The sequence below is a fragment of the Geobacter sp. genome, from assembly GCA_009684525.1.
GTDB lineage: Bacteria > Desulfobacterota > Desulfuromonadia > Geobacterales > DSM-12255 > Geoanaerobacter.
In genome coordinates, this window is record WKKR01000002.1 from 266,646 (window position 1) to 289,608 (window position 22,963).

General features: G+C 56.4%; 21 protein-coding genes, 1 tRNA gene and 1 riboswitch. Of the genes, 6 read left to right on the forward strand and 16 right to left on the reverse strand.

Going from position 1 to position 22,963, the window contains the following annotated elements; translation table 11 throughout:
• Nucleotides 1–62: 62 nt before the first annotated feature.
• Together GJT30_07510 and GJT30_07515 are read right to left on the reverse strand one after the other, a co-directional pair.
• A complete protein-coding gene (locus GJT30_07510) occupies nucleotides 63–1,124 on the reverse strand; it encodes an alcohol dehydrogenase catalytic domain-containing protein (protein MSM39451.1) in 1,062 nt (353 codons plus the stop codon).
• 49 nt (nucleotides 1,125–1,173) lie between these two features.
• Nucleotides 1,174–2,178, reverse strand: coding sequence for an aldo/keto reductase (locus tag GJT30_07515; protein MSM39452.1), 1,005 nt, complete (start codon nucleotides 2,176–2,178; stop codon nucleotides 1,174–1,176).
• Between the two features lie 171 nt (nucleotides 2,179–2,349).
• On the opposite strand from GJT30_07515, the gene GJT30_07520 reads away from it, so the two are divergent.
• Nucleotides 2,350–3,291, forward strand: coding sequence for a helix-turn-helix domain-containing protein (locus GJT30_07520; protein MSM39453.1), 942 nt, complete (start codon nucleotides 2,350–2,352; stop codon nucleotides 3,289–3,291).
• 135 nt (nucleotides 3,292–3,426) lie between these two features.
• On the opposite strand, the gene GJT30_07525 is transcribed toward GJT30_07520, so the two are convergent.
• The 9 genes from GJT30_07525 to GJT30_07565 all read right to left on the reverse strand — a co-directional run bounded on the left by GJT30_07525 (nucleotide 3,427) and on the right by GJT30_07565 (nucleotide 12,145).
• A complete protein-coding gene (locus tag GJT30_07525) occupies nucleotides 3,427–5,343 on the reverse strand; it encodes an AAA family ATPase (protein ID MSM39454.1) in 1,917 nt (638 codons plus the stop codon).
• A 9-nt stretch (nucleotides 5,344–5,352) separates the two neighbouring features.
• Entirely contained in the window at nucleotides 5,353–7,293 is a 1,941-nt protein-coding gene (locus GJT30_07530; GenBank protein ID MSM39455.1) for an AAA family ATPase, read from the reverse strand.
• Nucleotides 7,294–8,077: 784 nt separating this feature from the next.
• Nucleotides 8,078–9,013 carry a cation diffusion facilitator family transporter gene (locus tag GJT30_07535; protein ID MSM39456.1) on the reverse strand — a complete coding sequence of 312 codons (936 nt, stop codon included), beginning with the start codon at nucleotides 9,011–9,013 and terminating at the stop codon, nucleotides 8,078–8,080.
• On the reverse strand, nucleotides 9,010–9,558 hold the full coding sequence (locus GJT30_07540) for a hypothetical protein (GenBank protein MSM39457.1): 549 nt from the start codon (nucleotides 9,556–9,558) through the stop codon (nucleotides 9,010–9,012). Before GJT30_07540 ends, GJT30_07535 begins: the two co-directional genes overlap by 4 nt.
• Before the next feature lie 51 nt (nucleotides 9,559–9,609).
• Nucleotides 9,610–9,909: a hypothetical protein gene (locus GJT30_07545; protein ID MSM39458.1), complete on the reverse strand. Its 300-nt coding sequence runs from the start codon at nucleotides 9,907–9,909 to the stop codon at nucleotides 9,610–9,612.
• The gene (locus tag GJT30_07550; GenBank protein MSM39459.1) at nucleotides 9,906–10,142 is read right to left on the reverse strand and encodes a hypothetical protein; all 237 of its coding nucleotides are present in this window, start codon (nucleotides 10,140–10,142) and stop codon (nucleotides 9,906–9,908) included. Before GJT30_07550 ends, GJT30_07545 begins: the two co-directional genes overlap by 4 nt.
• A gap of 50 nt (nucleotides 10,143–10,192) precedes the next feature.
• Nucleotides 10,193–10,516 carry a hypothetical protein gene (locus tag GJT30_07555; GenBank protein ID MSM39460.1) on the reverse strand — a complete coding sequence of 108 codons (324 nt, stop codon included), beginning with the start codon at nucleotides 10,514–10,516 and terminating at the stop codon, nucleotides 10,193–10,195.
• Between the two features lie 192 nt (nucleotides 10,517–10,708).
• Nucleotides 10,709–10,784 (reverse strand) — tRNA-Asn (locus tag GJT30_07560).
• Between the two features lie 224 nt (nucleotides 10,785–11,008).
• Nucleotides 11,009–12,145 (reverse strand): two pore domain potassium channel family protein, encoded by a 1,137-nt coding sequence (locus tag GJT30_07565; protein ID MSM39461.1) that lies wholly within the window; start codon nucleotides 12,143–12,145, stop codon nucleotides 11,009–11,011.
• Between the two features lie 283 nt (nucleotides 12,146–12,428).
• A riboswitch (cyclic di-GMP riboswitch) is annotated at nucleotides 12,429–12,528 on the forward strand.
• A gap of 189 nt (nucleotides 12,529–12,717) precedes the next feature.
• Between GJT30_07565 and GJT30_07570 the strand changes: the two genes are divergently transcribed.
• From GJT30_07570 to GJT30_07580, 3 genes are all read left to right on the forward strand, one after another.
• On the forward strand, nucleotides 12,718–13,179 hold the full coding sequence (locus tag GJT30_07570) for a 2Fe-2S iron-sulfur cluster binding domain-containing protein (GenBank protein ID MSM39462.1): 462 nt from the start codon (nucleotides 12,718–12,720) through the stop codon (nucleotides 13,177–13,179).
• Nucleotides 13,176–15,419: a molybdopterin-dependent oxidoreductase gene (locus GJT30_07575; protein MSM39463.1), complete on the forward strand. Its 2,244-nt coding sequence runs from the start codon at nucleotides 13,176–13,178 to the stop codon at nucleotides 15,417–15,419. Before GJT30_07570 ends, GJT30_07575 begins: the two co-directional genes overlap by 4 nt.
• 94 nt (nucleotides 15,420–15,513) lie before the next feature.
• On the forward strand, nucleotides 15,514–16,095 hold the full coding sequence (locus GJT30_07580) for a DJ-1/PfpI/YhbO family deglycase/protease (protein MSM39464.1): 582 nt from the start codon (nucleotides 15,514–15,516) through the stop codon (nucleotides 16,093–16,095).
• 131 nt (nucleotides 16,096–16,226) lie between these two features.
• Here GJT30_07580 and GJT30_07585 read toward each other — a convergent pair whose 3' ends face one another.
• On the reverse strand, nucleotides 16,227–16,439 hold the full coding sequence (locus tag GJT30_07585) for a hypothetical protein (GenBank protein ID MSM39465.1): 213 nt from the start codon (nucleotides 16,437–16,439) through the stop codon (nucleotides 16,227–16,229).
• A 278-nt stretch (nucleotides 16,440–16,717) separates the two neighbouring features.
• Here GJT30_07585 and GJT30_07590 point away from each other — a divergent pair, with 278 nt between their 5' ends.
• Both GJT30_07590 and msrB read left to right on the forward strand, forming a co-directional pair.
• Nucleotides 16,718–17,617: an EamA family transporter gene (locus tag GJT30_07590; GenBank protein MSM39466.1), complete on the forward strand. Its 900-nt coding sequence runs from the start codon at nucleotides 16,718–16,720 to the stop codon at nucleotides 17,615–17,617.
• Between the two features lie 221 nt (nucleotides 17,618–17,838).
• Nucleotides 17,839–18,237 (forward strand): peptide-methionine (R)-S-oxide reductase MsrB, encoded by a 399-nt coding sequence (gene msrB, locus GJT30_07595; GenBank protein ID MSM39467.1) that lies wholly within the window; start codon nucleotides 17,839–17,841, stop codon nucleotides 18,235–18,237.
• A 63-nt stretch (nucleotides 18,238–18,300) separates the two neighbouring features.
• Here the strand turns inward: msrB and GJT30_07600 are convergent, their stop codons facing one another.
• The 4 genes from GJT30_07600 to GJT30_07615 form a co-directional block, all read right to left on the reverse strand.
• Complete coding sequence (locus GJT30_07600) at nucleotides 18,301–18,720, reverse strand: glycine zipper 2TM domain-containing protein (GenBank protein MSM39468.1); 420 nt, start codon at nucleotides 18,718–18,720, stop codon at nucleotides 18,301–18,303.
• A gap of 47 nt (nucleotides 18,721–18,767) precedes the next feature.
• On the reverse strand, nucleotides 18,768–20,663 hold the full coding sequence (locus tag GJT30_07605; GenBank protein MSM39469.1) for a hypothetical protein: 1,896 nt from the start codon (nucleotides 20,661–20,663) through the stop codon (nucleotides 18,768–18,770).
• 68 nt (nucleotides 20,664–20,731) lie between these two features.
• Nucleotides 20,732–21,163 (reverse strand): NADPH-dependent 7-cyano-7-deazaguanine reductase QueF, encoded by a 432-nt coding sequence (gene queF, locus GJT30_07610; GenBank protein ID MSM39470.1) that lies wholly within the window; start codon nucleotides 21,161–21,163, stop codon nucleotides 20,732–20,734.
• A 257-nt stretch (nucleotides 21,164–21,420) separates the two neighbouring features.
• A complete protein-coding gene (locus GJT30_07615) occupies nucleotides 21,421–22,881 on the reverse strand; it encodes a cytochrome C (protein MSM39471.1) in 1,461 nt (486 codons plus the stop codon).
• Between the last annotated feature and the right edge of the window lie 82 nt (nucleotides 22,882–22,963).

Below are 22,963 nucleotides of genomic sequence, written 5' to 3' on the forward strand. Positions count from 1 at the left end.
GCCGCTGGGACTGCAGCGGCTGGCCGCCCTACGCCCGTGACGACCAGCCATCTGGTTCGACGTTACTCGGCCTTGAGCGACGCCATGTCGATGGAGAAGCGGTACTTCACATCCGACTTGACCAGTCGCTCGTAGGCCGCGTTGATCTGCTGGATCGGGATGATTTCGACGTCCGAGGTAATGTTGTGCTGGCCGCAGAAGTCGAGCATCTCCTGGGTTTCCTTGATGCCGCCGATCAGGGAGCCGGATATGCTTTTGCGGCCGAACAGGAGCGCGAATGCCGAGAGTTGGAGCGGTGACTCCACGCCGCCAAGCAGCGTGATGTTGCCTTCCAGTCCGAGCATGTTGATGTAGGCGTTGATGTCGTGATCCGTGGAAATGGTGTCGAGGATGAAGTTGAAGGTACCGGCATGCTGTTTCATCTCTTCCTGATTGGTGGAGATGATGACGTCATGGGCGCCCAGGCGCAGGGCATCTTCTCTCTTGCCCGGCGAGGTGGTGAAAACCACCACATGGGCACCGAGGGCACGGGCGAATTTGACCCCCATATGACCGAGACCGCCGAGACCGACCACCCCGACTTTCTTTCCGGTGATGTCGCCCCAGCGGCGGATCGGTGAGTAGGTGGTGATCCCGGCACAGAGCAGCGGCGCAACCCCGGCCAGGTCGAGATTCCCCGGTACGCGCAGCACGAAACGCTCATCGACGACGATGCTCTCGGAATAGCCGCCATAGGTGACCGGCGCTGTCCCGTGCCTGTCCGGGGAGTTGTAGGTAAAGGTAGCGTTGTGGCAGAACTGCTCCTGATGATCCTGGCAGGTGGGGCAGACATGATCGGAATCGACCATGCAGCCGACGCCGACAAGATCCCCCGCTTTGAAGTTGGTTACGGCCGAGCCGACCGTGGTAACCCGGCCGACGATCTCATGGCCGGGGACGCACGGATAGGTTGTGGGCATGACGCTGCGCCATTCGTCACGGGCGGTGTGCAGGTCGGAGTGACAGATGCCGCAGAAGAGAATTTCAATCTGGACGTCGCGCTCGGTCGTTTCACGGCGCTGGATTAAGTCTGATGTGAACGGTGCTGTGGCGTTGGCAACGGAATAGGCTTTTGCTTGGTACATGGGTTCCTCCTGTCGGTTGTGATCTCGTGTCGACGATAGCTATAACCGGTCAGCGGCCGGTTAACTGTTCAAGTTTTTCCGGGTACCGCGCTCCCTGCACCGTGATCTGGGCGGCAGCGCTGTCGATCTTGCGGAGATCGTCGGCCGTGAGTTCGACGGCGTCGGCGCCGATGTTCTCATCCAGGCGACCCAGCTTGGTGGTGCCAGGAATCGGCACGATCCACGGTTTCCGGGCCAGCAACCAGGCAAGGGCGATCTGGGCAGGCGGTGCCTTCTTTGCTGCTGCGATTCGGCCTAACAGATCAACCAATGCCTGATTCGCCTTTAATGCCTCGGGTGTAAACCGAGGAAGAATGCTGCGGAAGTCGGTACTGTCGAAGGAAGTCGTTTCATTCATGGTACCGGTGAGGAATCCCTTGCCCAGCGGGCTGTAGGGAACGAGGCCGATCCCCAGCTCTTCCAGGGTCTGCAGCAATCCTTCTTCCGGCCGCCGGAACCAGAGCGAGTATTCGTTCTGCACCGCAGCGACCGGCTGAACGGCATGGGCGCGGCGGACGGTTTGAATGCCAGCCTCCGACAGACCAAAGTGCTTGACCTTGCCTTCCTGGATCAACTCCTTTACCGCCCCTGCCACGTCTTCTATCGGCACATTCGGGTCCACCCGATGCTGGTAAAAAAGATCGATAACATCGGTCCTGAGACGTTTGAGCGATGCCTCGGCCACTTTCTTGATCTGCTCAGGGCGGCTGTTCAACGCCGGCCCGTTTCCAGCAGTCGAGCGGGGGTCAACGCTCGTATTGAAGCCAAACTTCGTTGCGATAACCACCTGATCGCGAAGCGGCGCCAAAGCCTCGCCGACGAGCTCCTCGTTGGTAAAGGGGCCGTAGACCTCCGCGGTATCAAAGAAGGTAACACCGCGCTCCACTGCGGTACGCATGAGGGCAATCATCTCCTTCTTGTCTTTCGGGGGGCCATAGGAAAAGCTCATCCCCATGCAACCGAGCCCGATGGCAGAAACCTCCAGCCCGCTCTTTCCCAAGGTACGTTTTTGCATCTGTCGTCTCCTCTCATCTGAACAAACTGCCGTGTCGATGATCGTATCCTACTCCCGATAGTCGCAAGGGTGATAGACCGATCCTGTCGAATTATTGCCTGATCCTGCGTGACCCTGAAAAAAGATTGTAACGTCGGGAGGGGTTGGGTAGTATTGCGACAGGAGAACATCATGAAAAATAATACTAATCAGCGGGATCTTCAGGGTGCGGGCCTGGCTGGTGCCACCGGCGATCTCAACAGGGCCATTGCCAGATGGACCGAGCAGAGAGAGGTGTACGCAACTGCCGTTCCGGGCCTGTCCCTATTTCGCCGGGAGGCCCCGACCGAACCGATCAGCGGCATGTACGAACCGAGCGTCTGCCTGGTTTCGCAGGGGGCCAAGCGTGTGCTGCTCGGCGATGACACCTATGTCTATGATGCCCACCACTACCTGATTACCTCGGTGCACCTGCCGACAATCGTGCAGGTTATCGAGGCCAGCCCGGAAAAGCCCTATCTCGGGCTCAGGCTAAAATTCGATCTGCGCGAGGTTTCGCAGCTGATGGTGGACAGCAACCTGCCGCAGCCGCGGCCCCAGCAGTCAAGCCGCGGGATGGCGACCGGCGAGGTGACGCTGCAGTTAGTCAACGCATTTATACGATTGATCGACCTGCTTGCGGATGAAAAAGACATCCCGATCCTGGCACCGGTCATCCAGCGGGAAATCATCTATCGGTTGTTGGTGGGGGATCAGGGTGAGCGGTTGCGCCAGATTGCCACCGCGGGGAGCCAGAGCCAGCAGATCGCCAAGGCGATCGGATGGTTGCACAGCAACTACTCCCAGTCCGTCAGCATGGACGAGCTTGCGGCGCAGGCAAACATGAGCACGTCCACCTTCCATCATCACTTCCGGTCGCTGACCGCTCTCAGTCCGTTGCAGTATCAGAAGCAGCTGCGTCTGCAGGAAGCCAGGCGGCTCATGCTGGCAGAACGGCTGGATGCCGCAAATGCCGCATTCCAGGTAGGCTACGAGAGCCCATCGCAGTTCAGTCGAGAATACAACCGCATGTTTGGGGCACCGCCGGTGCGCGATATTGCAAAATTGCGCCTGACGTTGGATGGGGGGATCTGAAGCGGGGTGAAGTTGCACAATGGGCCGTGGAAATGACCCGCCCGGCGGTCGGTGTCCATTTCCCTGGCTGAGAACCCCTTATATTTGCAAATGCCTTCTGGATCTGTCAAAAGTGTTTGACGCCTTTGCTCTCTCCTAAATCTCAATTACCACCCAACCTTTTGCAGTCAGTGCTTCTACATGTTCCTGTTTCACTCGAACCTTATTCATAGCTAAACACAAAAGGTGTGTTGGGCGTGACATCGCAACGTAGAGATTTCGGTAAAGTCCCTTAAGGGTGTTTGACGCTTTTGGTCCAATTGACGTGCCGACGCTAATACTGGCTATAGCTTTTTCTAAATCGAAGCACCTTGCTTGACCGCCATACGCTTCGAGCACAAGCGTTGCCACATGAGTCTCCCCTTTCGCTGAAGCAACAGTACCAATCTGAACACAGACAGAACGGTCGCCCATGCTCACCATACACTCATTCGACATTAAAGTGGCTAATGATGTTTTTGTAGGGGTCGCAAACAACGGGAGAGCCGCAAAATCGCTCTGGCTCATTCCGTCAAGCAGGAGCGGGCTGAGTCGTGTGTACATCAGGTCCAAAGTCGCTGACCATGCAGCAGCATCAGCAGTGTGACCTCGACCAACGGTAAGTTCATGACACAACAATCGTACTGGGGCACAATCTGCTCCAGCAGCTTCTAGCTTATGTAATAATCTCGACGCGTCTCGGATGCCAGCTGCCTCTCGGCATCCGGCTCTTCTAAGTGCCAGCAGTACGGCCCGTTTCACGTTGATACTTCGACCGTAAAGATCAAGTTGCGACACTCCCATACTCGGAAGGTCTGCAAGCATCAGAAAGACACTTTCCTCGCCTTTAGCAGTCACACCCTCACTGACATATGTAGGCCAATAGTCAACGAGGTGCCGCCCAGCATCTTTGTTCGCCTCTCCTTGCTTACGAGCACAAATAGCCTTGACTGCTCCTGAACTGAGAATTTCGTCTGACAGCGTTTGAAGTACTTGTTTCCCAAATACTTCAATTACAGATGTCGCCTTATCAGTGTCATAGAGCATGAGCACCGGTGACGGTACGCAATTCCCTGGACCAGCTGCTACAGGTTCGCCATGCTCTTGTACAGTCCTTACCGCTGCTGCAATCGCTTCAGGGAATCGCTTTGTCGTTATTACACTAAGGTATCCAGCTTTCGGAAAGCTTAGTTTGTCTGAGTCTTTCGACGAACTCAAAATACGTTGATTGCGATCTCCAAATCGCTGCATTACGACAGAGCTGTCGAAAACCCGGGATAATAGGTCTTCCTGCGCCCAGCTTGTGTCTTGCATCTCATCAATTAGTACCAAAGGGAACCGCCACGAAAGTCTTGTTGTCAGCTCCGGAAACCGTTGCAGGAGTCTCTCAGCAAATGCGAACATGTCGTCGTGACGGAACACCCCTCGCTTGCGCAGTGCATTTTTTAGATCTTTTGCCTCGTTGTACGTGGGAGTCCCGATTCCTGGCAGCCCTCCGAGTTCCCACCCTAATTTAAGGTCTGGGCCTTCATAGCGTAGCGTAGTAATAGCGTCAGGGCCTTGATTCGGATTGCGTTTTACCCAAGCATTTAACGTATATTTTCTTGGCAGCATTGAAAGTGCACGTGCAGCGAAAACTTCGTTGTCGATAATGTCAACAGATTCACCATCGCTTCGAAGGAGTGGCAGCGCCAAAAACTGGTTAACAAATGCGTGGATGGTCCCGACAAAATGTGGATAGCATAGGAGTCTTGCCCCAGCGACTGTCATGCTGATGCGTTTAGTAATTTCATCTCTAGCGACATTGGTATGGCTGAGTACGCATATTCCTCGATCAGCAAGTGGCCATTTCTGCGCTAACAGGGTCAACTTGGCAGCGAGTAACGTCGTCTTTCCGCTGCCAGGGGCAGCTTGAATATCTATTGTTGCAGACTCAACCAGAACTGACCGGCGCTCTGCATCTGTAAAGTCCAGGTCGGGGAACAGTCTCGACAACTGTTCTAGGTCAGACGGCTCAATAACTGGAAGAGTCATGTGTGGTCCTTACTTAGTATCAGCTACGGGATCAACAGTTCCGGTCAAATGCCGCAGGGCGCATTTAACGTACCTAGGTAACAGATTTAATAATGCATCTCCATTGCCGTACTTTCCAGTGCGCAACAGCTTAGCTGCATATTGTGCAGTAACCGCCTTAGACGCATCTTCTTCATAAAGTGGTTGGTACACAGTTGAAGCAAGGCTCTCAGCCGGAAGAGCTCGATCCTGAAGTGCCTTCCACTCTGTGGCCGCTTCAGTAAGTGCAGCAGTTTCATCTCCCTTATCGAGCCGCTCACCCATTGTTTTTGCCTTCTGTGCAAGCTTTATAGCTTGATGCATTAGTTCTGCAAGTCCCGCTCTCGCCAGATCGTACTCGAGAGTCCAGTAGTCAGACACAAACACTTTCACACTCGGACTGTCGGGTGACTCGACACGATCCACCTTTCTTTTAACAGCTGCAGCTGCTTCGTCTGAGCCATAGTCACTTTCGAACCGTTTCCTCCTGGCTGGCTTCGAAACGTAGTTATTTGCTACATCAGGGACTATGTCACGGTCAGTTATGCAAGCCACTGGAACGGGTATAGCTTCATCGGCCTTTTGCCTCTGGAAAATGCGTGCGTAGTGGTACAGGCCCACATCGCCTACATTGACTACTGAGATACCAAATTCGGAGAATGAGAGTCCGGCCATTTCTGCAATAGCCGGCAATAGCAGCGCCTCGGCAGGCCCTTCGACTATTGCCACCCCTCTCGCGAAAAAGAGGTTGGACTTTGTTGCATCAATGAAGCGGCGCAAATATCCGTAATCAGTTTTTGCTAACCTCGTACATTCAGGCCTTAAAGGATAAGTTTTTGCTTTATGGACTAGAATCATGTCCTCTATATCGGCGCCAGCAGCAAGTGATGGACTGTGCGTACTCATCACTACCTGGATCTGTTGTTCGTCCTGTGTTGGAGGTTGCTGAAGAAGTTCCATAACCCTGACTTGTAGTTGCGGATGAAGATGTGCTTCTGGCTCCTCTACGAGTAATAGCCCTAACTCATCGCCTCTTCGCAGGAGCACAAGTTCTGTGGCCATAAAAAGTGCGTTATTGTAACCAAGCCCACGTTGACAGTATTCGGTTGATGCAACACCTCCAGGAGGAAGCAAGGCAAGTTCGAATCGCTGAAGAATCTGTGCAAGGCTTGTATCACCAGCAATTCGGATTGCCGATATCAACTCATCTCCAGCAAGACTCATGCGACTTAGATAATTATCGTTTATGTGGTCCTCAACAGCGCTAATTGCCTGATGTTCGCCTATATGGTGCTGGGCATGATCCATAAGTCCGACGAGCGTTTTCGGTCGAGATTCAGGATTACTCGGGTCAAAATCACTCATATGCTGATCAGAAAACAGCTCATGAGCCCCAAGAATTTGGGATAGACGGGATTGTCGGCCTGGCTTTAGCTCAAGTTCAGCGTCACGTAGCGGTCTAAGATAAGTTGCGCGAACTAGCTCTCTTACTGCATGACCGACTTCAGGCCCAGTTCCATTCTGCCCAGCACAAACAGTAATGTGGATTCGCCCCCAGCGCTTTTCTTGAATGAGTTGGCGCCTCGCCTGTAAATTCAGTATGAGGCTACGTGATCCATCTTTCTCGTAGGTCAGCCACTCTAGGACAGTAGATTCTTGTTCAGAAGACAAGTCCTTGAACGTCGCCTCAATAGTAAGAGTTTCAGCCCGGTTTGCGCCCTCAACGTGGAAATCTTGCTCATAGAGACGCACTGATTCGAAGCTGGTCGTCCATAGCACCTGCCGAATAGCGTCAATGATGGCAGACTTTCCTGCGTCATTCTCGCCAATCAAGATGTTCATGCCTTTATTCAGTTCCCAGTTCAAAACTGGCGATGATGTACCATCTCCAAAGGCACGAAAGTTATGGGCGTAGATATGGTGTAAGTACATGCCGTCTCCTGAATTATCTGATAACTATGATGTGAACCTTAAAAAAATAAGGGTAATTAGCGAAGTATCGCAACGGTTCGGCAGTTGACCCGAAAGCCAAGTCTTTACGGGCTAGCGGTGTCCAACTGACTGGTTGGGATGTACCTAAAGGATTCATTAACGCTAACGAGAGATTATTTGAAGAAATGCCATTTGTATTTTCGTTCAATACGTTTTGCCTGAAATAATAAAGCTATGTTTAATGCTGTTGCTGAAGTCGAGAAGATAGGAACCGTGCGGGAATTTCGGAAACAGTATATCAACCACATCCACGCTGACCCTGACCTTTTCCCTTCGTGGTAACATCCTCTTCATTACCGATTACGGAACTATAGCAATTGGCCCAACATACTGAATCTGTGTGGATTACTACACCTTCTTCAAGGAAGAGGCAACACAAAACTGATGGAAGCAGTATAAATTTCAACACATATAGAAACAGAAATAATGATGACTGTCATTACGCATACTTGTGACAATCAATTATTTGAAATGGAATATGTTATGGCTAAGTATAGTCGAATATGATGGTAATTAATGAAAAGTTGGGCTTGATTGCGTGGAGAGTGAAAAACAAAACGGCCGATTTCCGGGAAGAAATCGGCCGTCGTGTATATGGCTCCCCAAACTTGCTGATACAGAGAACTGGGAAGTTACCGTAGACATTTCAGAGAAAATGACGATTCCACATGATCACAAAGAATAACCTTCATTAGCTTCGGATCTGTTCCCCCATGGAATCACTCTACCCTATTACCATCCCCAGTTTTGGGCATTCAACAGCACACGATTCACATCCTCCAGGACATGGCTCGATATGGACAAGGATATTGCTGTGTGCGAGGCATTTTTCAATATCGGCAGTTATCTGATGGGTCAATGTGTGCCCCGCTTCGACCGTCATCTGCTTCGGGACAACAAGGTGCATGTCAATATGTCTGATATGGCCCGACTTTCGGGTGCGGAGCTTGTGATATTCGATAATCCTGCCGTTGTATTTTTCCATCACTTCATGAATCAGCGCCTCTTCATCATCAGGGAGCTTTACATCCAGGATATGAAAGAAGGCAGCCTTGGTGAGGTCCCACGCCGCCTTGATGATCATCAATGCTACGACAATCGCAATTATCGGGTCGAGCATTGCTATGCCGGTAAGCTTGATTGCTATAAGACCGCCAAGAACGCCGACTGAGGTGTAGACATCTGTGCGCAAATGCATGGCATCGGCTTCCAGCGCGACTGAATCTGTTTTGACGGCCACATTGAGCAGATAGCGCGAGACAAAGTAGTTGGCTACCGCTGAAACCAGCATGACCAGAGCACCAAGGCCCAGGCTTTCAACCTCTACGACGCCTAACCGCAGCTTGTGAATCGCCTCCCCGATGATGTAGAACGCCGCACCGAAGATGAGCACCGCCTCAATGGTCCCGGCTACATTCTCAATCTTGCCATGCCCGAACCGATGCTCATCGTCGGCAGGCTTGCCCGACTCTCGGACTGAAAACCAGGCGATGATTGCTGCCACAAGGTCGAGTCCGGAATGAACTGCTTCTGAAATGACGCTGACAGATTGCATCATGATGCCGACAATCAGCTTGAGGACTATCAGTATCGAGTTCGAGGTAATGGAGAAAACGGCTGCTCTGCTTTTTGCTTGTTGTACTTCATGTGATTGCATCATTGCGTAACTCCGGTGGCGGCCATAATCTGCTTCAGCTTTTCCGTAGCTCCCTTTAGCTGTTGTTGGGCCTCGGCATTCTTCTTTCGATATTCCAGAAGAGCCATCGGATTCTTGTCGGCAGCAAAACTCTTTACGGCATCAAATGATGCTGCGTATGCCGTGTAGGAAGCAATCAAGCCTGTTTTGCTCTCGTCAAGCAGTCTCTTTGCCTCTGGCGGCAGTGCTTCGGGAACTGCCTTCTTTGCCAGTGATTCACCGGCTTTCAGGCATTCGGTCTGTGCTTTGTCAACGATGGCTGGGAGATTGATGGAAATCTCCCCTCCTTTTAGGACATTTTTCAATTCTTCTCCAGCCAGAATGAGTGCCTTACCAGTGAGACCTTCGATGTTAAGGATCTCTTTCTGGAAAGCTGCAAGCTTCTCCTTGTCGGCCGTTGAGAGAACGATAGCGGGCATTGTTTTTACAGGTTCCGGCGGTTTCTCGGATGAACAACCGGATACTATCAATAATACTGAGGCAACTGCAATTGTTACCACTCGATTCATCAAAAGGATTCCTCCCGCAATGGGCTGTCACTAACCGTTGAGTTATGCTTTCTAGTCGAACAGTTCTGCCAGCCACGATTTTTTTCTGTGGTACCCGCCCTGATGATCGTAGCCATGCTTGTCGTGATGTTTGTCATGATGCTTATCGTAATGCTGCTGCGGATATGGCTGCTGATTGCATGGTTGCTCCGGTTGTACGTATGCTGACTGCTGAGTATACGACCGCTCTAAAATCTTGTCCAATTCTCCCCTGTCAAGCCAGATACCACGGCATTCCGGGCAATAGTCTATCTCCACTCCCTGACGTTCGGCAATTTTAAGGTCTACACCTGTGCAAACTGGACATTTCATGGATATTGCTCCTTGTGGTTATTTTTGTAGTTTCTGCTTTGTATATGGTTGCGTACTCGATGCAATGCCCTTCGTGCCCAAGCAAACTCGGTTGCGAGTATTACCAGTGCCAGCGGAATGGCAATTATGGCTGGTCCGGGCAGAACAATCATGGCAATTCCGATAATAAGAATCGTCACGCCTATTATCGCCACAATCAGCCGCTTCAAAATTTTAAGCGACCATCCGTTCATAGTCATTAATCCGAGATGTTACTGCAGATTCTGCAAGCAATTACGGGAAATCAGGCAATGTTCTGCGGCGGGACGAATATCCTGTCGATAATGCGGGGGAGAGCTAGGTGCGGTGCATACAGTGAGAATCTGTCTTTCTGATAGGGCAATGATACTTCCGGCAATGCCGATGCCATTATATGACCGGCACAGCAGCAGGTTGTTTCGCAATCGTCATCATCATGATTGACCGGACATGCATTGTTTTGGTCTGATTCGACGTCTAGCGATGCATCAACATGAGCAATTTCGCCAAGCGATGAGCAGGGATGCGCCAGGCACGCCACCGGGAGCATCAAATAGAGCAGAATCATTATGATTGACACAAATTTCATCAGGTACCCTTGGATTGGTTTCCGAACTCTAAGCCTTTATCCAAAGTATTGTCAATAGAGGATGCAGTATCCCGATATGCAGAGAATAATTCCCGAATACGAATCCCATTGCTTCGCGCCAACCTGCGTCCATTGCTGAAGCACCATAAACGAAAAAGGCACTCACGATTTAACGTAAGTGCCTCATTTTATTGGCTCCCCAGCGCGGACTCGAACCACGGACATGGTGGTTAACAGCCACCCGCTCTACCGACTGAGCTACTGGGGAATAGAGCTGCATATCTACCATGGGCTTGGGTTTGTGTCAATGAAAAATTAGGGGGCTGAACTTTGCCGTGGAGCAGACCTGCCATGCCTGACACATGCGACAGTCTGCCGTGTTGGGGCTGTGTGCGCCATGTCTGACCGGTTCACGCCAAACAAAAAAGTTATTTCATGCCGGTAGCCCAGCGGCAGAAAATGTAACAACAGGCGTTGCCACTCTGAGATGGCTCAGAAATGATCGGCAGTAGTCTTCCCTGCCAGGGTGCCGTTCTTGTCGGGAGGGTCCCAAAAACTTCCTTGCCAGTTGTCCACCCAGTTTTCCTCGGCGATCCAGGGGGGGAGTCTCACCTGAAAGTGGATCGCCAGGGCCTGCACGTAAGGTTCGTAGAGCTGCCGCAGTTCCCTCAGTTTACGGTCAACGGCGTCACCTTCCCGCAGTTTCTGCCCGTAGCCGTCCAGAAGCAGGCGCAGCTCCGTCAGTTTTTCCGGTGGCAGCCGGTCGGGGTTCGGTTCCCGTGGACTGGTCCTGAATACCAAGGAAAGATCGATCATGGAGTGGCGGGCCATGGCGAAGGTGAGTTCGGCCTGCCGTTCGCAGGCCCCTTCCAGGCCGGCAATGATCAGGGCACAGGTGTCAAGGATCGCGGTGAGGGCTGCGAGCCATGACTGATTGTCGTGCTGGGAACGGAAATAGGCAAGGACCGGATAGGAGAGATGCCCTTCGAGCAATTCCGACGACCAGCGTTCCCATTCATGGAGAAGCTGCCGCAGGGCCTCTTTCCCCCGTTCGTGGCCATGCCGCCGGAGCATTTCTGATGCGGTGGGAGGCGAGCCGGCGCGGGCGTCGAGGAGTGAGATGCTCACCTCGCGGCGGGCGAACGACTGGTTGAGGGCTGGCAGGTAGCCGATCACCAGGGCGAGAAAGGCAAATCCCATCCCCGATTCGACGACTACGAGCAGGCGCGCCAGGGAGGTGCGGGGAACGACATCTCCCAGCCCAAGGGTGAAAAAGGTGGTGCCGCTCAGGTAGAGGTCGGTGAGGAACCCGGTGCCGCCGTCCCTGTCGAGTACAGCCGAGCCGAGTGCCCAATGAATGAAGGCGAAGCCGCAGATCAGCCCGCCAGCCCAGATACTCAGGAGCAAGAGGAGCGACAGCGGCCCGAAGTAGCTGAGCCAGGTCTCCCGCCGCCGGACAGGAACCAGTGCCTTGACCATCTTCACCCAGGGGCGCCAGCTGCTCCGGTAGAAAAACCGGGTGAGACGAAAGCGTCGCGTTACCCGGCGCGGCAGGACAATGGTTTCGAATCCCTCCCAGAGAACCAGGATGATCAGGGCAATGCCCGATATGGCAGCAACGATCTCCATGACTACCTCCGCGGGGATATGAAACGCCCCGCTGCTCGTTCCCGAGATACTGTAAGTGTAGCAGAAGGCGACAGAGGTGCAGCCGATCCTCTGCCAGTTTTCCTCGGAGATGGCGGCGGGCAAGCCGGTCTGTCAGGTCGCAGGGATGCCCATCGCGGAGCCTTTTTCGCCGGGTGACGGTGATCCCGCTAAATGGGCTAAGTAGCGATATTTATTCTGTCAAAAGGAAGAAATCGCCCTGGCGGAATTGACAGGGGGGCGGCCAGGTGTAGTATAGAAAAACACGCATAAATGCCAAACTCTGGGTGACCGGGGGACGGAAAGCCACGGGACTAAGATCGCCCACTGATATTGGCGATGATTCAGTCGGCCGGGTTGCCGGGATACTATCAAACAGAGTCCCCGAGCGATTCGGCCGATTTCTGTTTCAGGCATTGCTTTATGGCCGGGCAGCTGCAAACTGCCTTTGGTAGCCTATAGACAGGGGGATTTCACGGCGTTGCCAGTCAGGCGGCCGGCAGATATGCAGGGAAAACCACAAGGCGACCAACCGGAAAAGGAAGGGAGGCACGATGAAAAAGATGATGCTCACAGTCAATGGCGTTACCCATTCGTTTGTCGGTGATCCTGAAATGCCACTGCTATGGTATCTCCGCGACACACTCCACCTGTACGGTACGAAATACGGCTGCGGCGAGGGGCTCTGCGGCGCCTGCACGGTGCAGATCAACGGCGAGGCGGCGCGCAGCTGCATAACCACGATGCAGAGCGTGGCAGGGAAGAAGATCGTGACCATCGAGGGTCTGAGCGCCACAGGGGATCACCCGCTGCAGAAGGCGTGGCAGGAGTGCGACGTGCCGCAGTGCGGGTACTGCCAGAGCGGCCAGCTCATGCAGGCGGCAGCGCTTCTCGAAGGGAAGCCGAAACCGACGGACCGGGAGATCGACGAGGCCATGCAGGGGAACATCTGTCGCTGCGGAACGTACCAGCGCATCCGCCAGGGGATCAAGCTGGCAGCGGGGGTGAAGCCATGAACAGCGTGTTGCGTGTCAGCAGGCGCGGTTTCCTCAAGGTGACGTTTTCGGCAGGGGCGCTGATCCTCTGTGTGCGGATCTTCCCCAATGAAGCGCTCGGGGCGCTGGCGGCGGAGGAGAAGTGGTCCCCCGGCGTCTACCTGGGGATCGAGCCGGACGGCACGGTGATCATCATCGCCCATCGCTCGGAGATGGGGACGGGGATCCGCACCGCGCTGCCGATGGTGGCTGCCGACGAACTGGAAGCCGACTGGCAGCGGGTCCGGATCGAACAGGCGATCGGCGATCCAAAGTATGGCGACCAGAATACCGATGGCTCAAAGTCGATCCGCGACTTCTACGACGCCTTGCGCCGGGCGGGTGCGTCGGCGCGGGTGATGCTGGAGCATGCGGCCGCAGCCAGGTGGGGAGTACCGGTTGCCGAATGCCGGGCGCGCAACCACCAGGTCGTGCATGTTGATGGCCGGAGCCTCGGTTTCGGGGAACTGGTATCCCTTGCCGCCAAGCAACCGGTGCCCCGCAACGAAGAGCTGCGCCTGAAGACGCCGGCCGAGTTCCGCTATATCGGCAAGGGAGTGCCGATCGTCGATCTTTCGGACATCTGCACCGGCAAGGCGACCTTCGGGATCGACGCCCGGATGCCGGGGATGGTCTATGCCTCCATCGAACGGTCGCCGGTCCTCGGCGACAGGCTGAAATCCTACGACGACAAGGAAGCGCGCAAGGTCAAAGGGGTGCTCCGGACCGTGGTGATCGAAGCGGCGAAACCACCCTACGGGTTCCAGGCCCTGGGAGGGGTCGCGGTGATTGCCGACAGCACCTGGGCGGCGCAACAGGGACGGCAGAAGCTTAAGGTCGTCTGGGAGCCGGGCGACAACGCCAGCTACGACTCGGAGGCCTTCAGGAAGTCGCTGCTGGAGACCGTACGAAAGCCGCAAAAGGCAGTGCGAACCATCGGCGACGTGGATGCGATTTTTGCCAAGGGGGGGACGATTCACGAGGCAGAGTATTACGTCCCCCATCTCGCCCATGCCACGATGGAGCCGCCGGCAGTGGTGGCCGAATACAAAAACGGCAAGGTCACGACTTGGGCCGCGACCCAGAACCCGCAGGCAGTGCAGGAGACGGTGGCCAAGGCCGTGGGGATCGCGAAGCAGGATGTGACCTGCCATGTGACGCTCCTCGGTGGCGGCTTTGGCCGGAAATCGAAACCGGATTACGTGGCTGAGGCGGCGATCCTGTCGAAGATGGTCGGCAAGCCGGTGCAGGTGACCTGGAGTCGCGAGGACGACATCCGCCACGACTTTTACCACACCGTGGCGGCGCTCTACCTGAAGGCGGCGACGGATGAGCGGGGACGGCCGACGGCGTGGCTGCAGCGGTGCGCCTTCCCGCCGATCCCGTCGACCTTCGATGCCACGGCGACCTACGCCGCGGACAGCGAGATGGCCCAGGGATGGGTGGATGTGCCGTTCGTGATTCCCAACCTGCGCGCCGAGAACGGACCGGCAAGGAACCACGTGCGCATCGGCTGGCTCCGTTCGGTGGCCAACATCTACCATGCCTTTGCGGTTCAGTCGTTCGTGGACGAGCTGGCAGCGGCTGCGGGCCGAGACCGGATCGAGTATTTCCTCGATCTGCTGGGCAAGCCGCGCACCATCGATTTCGCGGCCGAAGGGACGACATACGCCAACTACGGGCAACCGATCGATCAGTACCCATGGGAGACGGGTCGCCTGCGGCGGGTGGTCGAAGTGGTGGCGGAGAAGTCCGGCTGGGCAAAGCGGAAACCGGAAAAGGGGCGCGCGCTCGGGTTTGCCGCGCACCGGAGTTTCTTAAGCTATATCGCCGTGGTTGCCGATGTGGTGGTGGACGGCAAGGGACGGATCAGCATCCCGCGACTGGACGTGGCAGTGGATGCGGGTCGGGTGGTACACCCGGAACGGGTGCGGGCGCAGTTCGAAGGGGCAGCGGTGTTCGGCGCAAGCCTGGCCCTGATGGGGGAGATCACTGCGGCCAAGGGGATGATCCAGCAGTCCAATTACAACGACTACCCGGTGGCGCGGATGCGGGATGCCCCCTATGAGACCCATGTCCATCTCGTGCAGAGCGAAGGGCTGCCGACCGGCGTGGGCGAGCCGGGAGTCCCTCCCATTGCTCCGGCGCTCTGCAACGCACTGTTCAGCATAACCGGCAAGCGGATTCGCCAGCTGCCGATCAACAAGACCAGCCTCGTATGACGCGGGCGCGACCGCAGAAGCCGGCTTGAACGTAGTGCATGTATGCTGAGCCAGAGCCTGTTCGCAGATACACGACCCCGGAAAGGAGTTCATCATGGGCGTAAAAAGGATTTTGATGCTGGTGGGGGACTATGTGGAAGACTACGAGGTGATGGTGCCCTTTCAGGCACTCCAGATGGTGGGGCATACCGTCCATGCGGTCTGCCCGGACAAGAAGGCGGGGGAGTTCGTGCGTACCGCCATCCATGATTTCGAGGGGGACCAGACCTACAGCGAAAAACGGGGTCACAACTTCGTGCTGAATGCGACGTTTGCCGAGGTCAGGGCCGATGACTACGATGCGCTGGTGATTCCCGGTGGGCGCGCGCCGGAATACATCCGCCTGAACGATGCAGTGCTGAAGATGGTGCAGCACTTTTCCCGGACAGGCAAGCCGATTGCTTCCATCTGCCACGGCGCCCAGCTTCTGGCCGCAGCAGGGGTCATCGAAGGCAAGGCCTGCTCCGCCTACCCGGCAGTGGGGCCGGATGTGACCCGCGCAGGCGGCACGTACGTGAATATTCCCATGGATAAGGCCCACGTGGACGGTGTATTGGTCACCGCTCCTGCCTGGCCCGCCCATCCAGACTGGCTTGCCAGGTTCCTGCAGGTGCTGGGAACGAGGATCGAACCGTAACGCGACATGGTGGAGAAGGGCGCGGGCCGGGCAGATTCATGGCCATTCGTGTCCGATGCATCATCGCAACGAAAACGGAAAAGGCCGACTCCTGATTACAGTCGGCCTTTTTCATCCTGATCTCCCTTGGATTAACATCCCGGACATTTACCAGCGCACTCTCCCTTTGCTGAAACACCGGGCATCTGCTTGGGATTGCAGACATATTGCGGATCATTGGCTACAGCACCGCAGCTTTCACAGGTTACGGTGGCATTGGTCGTGAGCGATTTGATAAGCTCCTCATTTCCCTGCCCTTTCAAGGCGCACATATGCATTTTGTGGAGTTCGGTTTCGCATGCCATGGCGGGCCTCCTTTCCGAACGATCCTTTTATCTTGATTGATCTTCTCATGTATATATATAGCACAATGACGGGAATTATCATACCCGTGACTGTGCCGCGAGCGGATGGTGGCACAGGAGCACGATGCCCTGTCAAAGGGCGCAGTTTTCTGCTAGGTTAGTGACCATCCGGAAACACCGGATGAGACACTACCGGTTTCAAGATCGGAAATGAGCGGCAGATTTGAGCCGGCATTTCCTTGCGACGCCTGAACGGACAAACCATGGCAGACCCATCAATGCGCACGTCAGTCCCTGCAGGACGGGTCTATCTCGTCCTCGTCATGACTACCCTGTTCTGGGGCGGGAGCTTTCTCTTCAACAAGCTCGGGTTGCGGGAGATACCCCCGGCCCATTTCGTTCTCTTTCGGTTCGCCCTGGCGAGCATGATCATGTCCCTTGTCTGTATCAGGCGTCTGCACCTGCTTTCACCGACGATCATTCGCAAGGGTGCCATTGTCGGCCTGGCGCTCGGGGCAACCAACCTGAGTTTCGTCTTCGGTGTCCAGGGGACGAGCATCTCGCGGGCCGGCATCCTGAACAACCTGTTCGTGCTGTTCATCCCGCTCATCTGCGCCCTGGTCTGGAAGGAGCGCGTGGGGCGGGTGAACCTGGCCGGGATCGTGCTCGCCGTGGCGGGAATCGTGCTTCTTGCCGGGGGCGGCGGCGGTTTCAACCGCGGGGATTTTATTTCGACCATCTGTGCCGCGTTCATTGCCCTGCACGTCATCTCGGTTTCCAAGGTGCTGCGCGACGAAGACGTCTATCTGGTCTCCTTGGTTCAGTTCCTGACGGTGACGGCTATGGCCGGGATCGCTGCGATCATCATCCCGTCGCCCCGGCTCAGCATCGGTGTTGTCGGAATCTCGTCCCTGCTCTACTGCGCCATTTTACCCACCGTGGTCTGCTTTACCCTGCAGAATGCCTATCAACGCTTCACCACCCCAACGAGGGCCGGACTCATCTACACCCTCGATCCCGTCTGGAGCCTCATTGCGGGCTTTGCTGTTCTTGGCGAACGGCTGAGCGTCCGTGAGTGGGTCGGTTGCGGCCTGATCTTTCTTGCGGTCCTGGTTCCCCTGCTGGTTCGTTTCGCCGTGGAGCGCCGGCTGATAAGCCGCTACGTCACATCCAGGTAGAGGGCAATTCGGGCTGGAATACGCTCCGGTTGGTGGCATACTTGGGGTATACGGAGCAAGGAAAACGCCACGGCATGGAGGATACCACAATGATATCTGTCCGATCAGCATTGATACTGGTTTTTGTCATTCTCGCCATCGGTACAGGGGGATGGAGCGGGTCAGCAGGTGCCGGCAACGGGAAAATCAGGGTCTATTCCATTGCCGCAAAGGGGTATGTCATGACCGACAGGGTGAAAAAGAGTGACGAGGAATGGCGGCGGCTCCTGACTGCCGAGCAGTTCCAGGTGACGCGGAAAAAAGGGACCGAGCGGCCGTTTGCCAATGCCTACTGGAATACACACGACAAGGGGATCTATCAGTGCATCTGCTGCGGGCTCGACCTCTTCAGGTCGACCGCCAAGTACGACTCGGGCACCGGGTGGCCGAGCTTCTGGGAACCGATCGATCCGGCCAATATCCGGACTGCCGAGGATCGCTCGTTCTTTTCCGTGCGCACCGAGGTGCTCTGTGCCCGGTGCGATGCCCACCTCGGGCACGTGTTCAACGACGGACCGAAACCTACGGGGCTCCGCTACTGCATGAATTCTGCGGCGCTGAAATTCACGAAGATCGATTAGGCCGTGAGGCGCCGCATCAGCCTGACTGCGGCGCCTCAGGGATCGTTCTTCAGCTGTGGGGTCTTAATCATCGTCGTCTCTTTCATAGCGGTCGTAGCGACGGTCGTAGCGGTAGCGGGGCGGCGGGGGCGCCTGACGGTCACAATAGAGGACAGTGCGGGTCCTGATCAGCCTCCCGTCGACGTAGACCTTCTCCCTGACCCGCCGGCACTTCCGGACATTGTCGTAAGCGAGCGGTTCCGCATAATAGTGGGCACGGCGGTCGTCGGTCCGGTACTCCACCGGTCTGCCGACTTGGGCGGCCTCGTATGCCCCCTGCGCCGAGACGTCGGCAATGGTGGCCCCGACCAACGCCCCGAGCGCGGCACCGATCACCCCGCCCCTCCAGGGATTACTGTGGTCGAGTATGGCGCCGGCGATGCCGCCATAGGTTCCGCCGATCACGGTGCCGGGCTGCTGATGCGCAGCGCATCCAGAGAACATGGCAGTTCCTACCGCAAGCAGCAGAATGCCACAAGCCAGTCGTCGTCTCATCGTTCCTCCCTGCGCTCCCTTTTCACGGGTTGCGCTTCTTTCTGCTGCTGGTCACGGGGTTCGATCTGCCAGACCTTCTTTGGTTGTTCGCTCCGGACAGCGCCACGCTGGCGTCGTTCCTCTCTCGGCTGATTGACCTGTCCGCTTGCTCCCTTTTGCTCCCGGACCGCACTCTTTTCTTTCTGCACGTTTGTGGTAGCAGGTTGGCGAATCTCCTGCCGTTGCTCTTGTCCCCGGCGCTGCTGAGTCTGCTGAGTCTGCTGAGTCTGCTGAGTCTGCTGAGTCTGCTGAGTCTGCTGAGTCTGCCGCTGCTTTCCTGGGGGTGAACCAGCGCGTTCGTGTTTCCGCTCGACCTGAGGTGTGGTAACGGTTTGCCGGGGCTGCTGCACCGGAGAAGGAGCAACCATGCGCTCGCGCGTCCGCTGTGCTGGCGGAGCTGAAACGCTTCCCTTGGGTTTTTGCTGGGGGGCAGCCTGAGGTGGAGTTACCGTATTGCGGGGAGCCTGCGCCGGTACGTTCTGGCTTTTCCGACGGTCGTCGACAGGAGGTGCCGTTGCTGCAGGGGCACCGCGTCGTCGTTCGACTCGCGGGAATCGCTCCTTGAGGGCGGCTTCATGGCGGCGACCCACCTCTGGCGGCGGCAAGTTTCTCTGCGCGATCTTTCTGACCAGCGGCATGCGTGCCTCGCGGCCGGCAGGTTTGAAGGCCGGGGGGATCGGTGCCACCTGACGACGATCGATGTTGGGGGCGTCCCATCGCTGCGGGGCACCCTGACCCCTGACAAAGGAATTGCGGTTTATGACGGTTATGGAATTGCGCACCCTGGCGTTTCGATAGACGTTGACCGGTCTGACAATGGTCCGCTGGTCGACATGGGTGATGTTGATACTCAGTGAACCGTAGTTGCCATAACCGTAGTATACTTCGTTGGGCGCCAGGGGGACCCATGCCACGTTGTCAGTGGTGCCGACCCAGGCTACGTAGCCCGGCGACCAGAAGACATCGCCGCGTCTGGGGGGTACCCAGCACCATCCCCATCGATTGGAATGCTGCCAGCGGCCATAGTGATGCGGCGCCCAGCCCCACGGTTCGGTGGCGATCCAGACATAGCCGCCCCGCCGCCAGACCCAGCGGCCCTCTCGATATGGGGTCCAATCGGCTACAACGTGTACCGTCGGCCTCCAGACATAGCCATAGTCTTCGATGACGACCCATTCGCCGTTGGCGGCCAGTTCATCTTCGTAGATCACCAGTTCGTCGGGGAGGTGGCCGCGTTTGGCCGTGCGGCTATCAAGCGTCCGGTTCCGTTTTTCGTTCCACCATTCCCATTCATCAGGTTCCCTGAGTGCGGCAATCTCCGCACCATTTTCCGAGAAGATGAGCGCCTCGCCGGATCGGACGCGCGTTCTGCCGCTGACACTCTCCACATAGGCCGATCCCTTGATGACGGAAACCTCGCTGTCGGAGGTTCCGATCATATCCACGCCTACCCGGCTTTTTTCACCTATATTGACGGTTGCGTCTTCGCTGTCGACCTGCAGGTCGCGATCGGTGCTGGAAGTGCTGACATAGAGCCTGCCGCGGTCGAGGTAGACCTGACGGTTGTCGTCATCGAGCCTGACCACGTCGAGCGCTGTATCTTCGCCGAGGCGGAGATAGCTGCCGGTATTGAGCTGGATCTCGGCGTGGGCACCTGTTGGGGACCAGAGGCGGTCTCCCTCTCCGATGGGGGTGTTCGGTGCTGCGGGAAGCCATTCGCCGCTCTCTTCGTCAAAGAGTTGCACGTCGCCTTGTACCAGGGTCAGCCGGGCACTCCCCTCGGAAGATCCCAGGGCAACGACGGGCAGCAGGATGAGCAGTATGCCGATGATGGTGATGACGAGCTTGTTCATGATGAAACCCTCCGTACAGGCACTAACGCACGGCAGGCTGGAGCGGTTGACACGATAGCTCGCACGGCTCAGGGACGACGGTATTCTGCGGTCGGCCAGAACGGGATGCCGCCACGGGGCGTGAACTCACCACGCACGGTCAACCAGTAAGGCCCGAGGAGTTTCACCAGGTCGTTGCAGATCCGGTTGACACCTGCCTCGTGAAATTCGCCGAACATCCGGAACGAGCCGAGGTAGAGTTTGAGGCTCTTGCTTTCGACGCAGAGCTTGTCGGGGCAGTAGTCGATGACGATCTTGGCAAAGTCGGGCTGGCCTGTGAGTGGGCAGAGGCAGGTGAATTCCGGGCATTCGATGTGGATAGTTCCCACCGCCCCGGCAGGATTCCGTTCCGGGTTGGCAAACGGGCTGGGGAATGACTCCAGGAGTGAAGGATCGGGCTGGTCGTAACGGTATCTGGTCGTGCCTTGGCCGAGGGCCTTGAGTTGCGTGTGCAGGTCCATATGTCTCTCCATGAAAATTGTTTGACGCGAAGCCGTCCTGCAGGTGATGGCACATGGTGTGCCACACGGAATAGCGATTGATGGGTTTTTGCCGGCTTGCCGTGCAAAAGGGGGCTGTATTTTCAATCATAGCGGTTTTTCAGCAGAAAGCCAATGACTCGACAGAGGGTAACGGCATGGAAAGGGGAGGGCCTGCCTGGGCAGACCCTCCTGGATTGACATTTGGCGCGGGAGAGAATGTGCTGCCGGGAAGGGGCTTACATCCCGGTCGGCAGATCCACCTTTTTCACGACCATGTCGACAACCGGCAGCTGGGGTACGGCGGTCAGGCCATAGATTTCCTTCAGGTCGATATCCTTGGGCACCGCGGCAAGAAGGGCCTCGGCAACCTTTTGATCCGCTTGCCGATAGCGGAGTTTCACCTCAAGGGTGATCCGTTGTGCGGCTTGGGTGGGGAGGCCGTAGTAGACGTCGTGATAGCCCCGCGGCGGGATGGTGTCGTGACGCGAGAAGGAGGTTATCACCCAGGGATCGACGGAGAAATGGAAATCGTTGCCCATGCCGTCGGAGTTGAAGAGGCGGGTATTTTCCGGGAGACTGCCGTCGCTGCCGACCGTGCCGCTCTGGAGGATGATGGACCCTTTTTCGTCACGGGCCGTAATCTCCAGCCACATCTGCCTGACGTTGGTGAGGGAGGTGGGGAGGTTGTGCCCGGCGCGCACATTTTTGACCCGGACCTTGATCTCTGCCAGCCGTTTATTCTGGTAGAGGGGGGAGATTTCCAGGTCTGCGGCAAGCTTCAGCCGCTCAACCGCCATTTCGTATTTCTTCATCAGATTTGCCGCTTCTTCTTTATTGCCGGCCTTGGTTTCGGCGCCGGCTGCCAGGAAATAGAGGAGGTAGTTGGCGCCGTTGAAGACGTGCTGATAGTCGCTACGACCTGGTTTGTAGAACGTCTCTGATACCCGTTTAAAGGTCTCGAGGTCAACCATGTGGCAGTCCTGGCAGAGAATCTCCTTCTGGGCGTAGGGGCCCGATTTCCATTCCCGGTAGCTCGCTTCCAGCGGGAAATGGGCATCGTAGTGGTAGACCTGGTGGCACGAAGCGCAGAGATCGGCGCGTAGGTGCAGCGACGATTCGGCGCACTCGTGGAAGCCGCCGCCGCAGCCGTCGCCGAGCTTGAACGGACCGCGTTTGATCAGGGTCGGACCGTCTTTTCCGTCCACACCGGGGGTGAGGATGAAGGAGCCGTTCTCCGGTTCATGGGAGGGAGTCTGCCAGTGGGTGACCCCGCTTACGGAGTGGCAGATGTCGCAGGAGACGCCACTGATCGCCATGGGGGAAAGACCGGAGATGCCGGGCCCCTTGATTTCTCCCGTGACCACGCCTGCCGGTGAATGGCAGCCTTCGCACTGCCGTGATATCTCGTGGCCGACGGCCTTGACCGCTTTATACAGTTCGCCTTGATAGACAGGGTCCTTGAAGGCAAGGCTGTGCATTGACCCGGCCCACTCCTTGTATTGCTTGGGGTGGCAGTCGCGGCAGGTTTCCGGTGGGGTGAAGGGGGCTTTCGATTTGTTCCATTTTATCAGCGAGGGGTAGTAGGGGTAAAATTCCCGATCCAGATCGAATACCGCAGAGGTTGGTGCGGCACAAGCGGCAGTGGCGATGAGCAGGACGGCTACCATGAAAGGAAAGTGTCTCATGAAATGGCGCATAGGCGGTCCCTCCTTACGGAAATGTAATGTAAAAAATGTAATGATTTAGTAGCAGTTAGGCCCAATGCTGTCAAGATGTAAT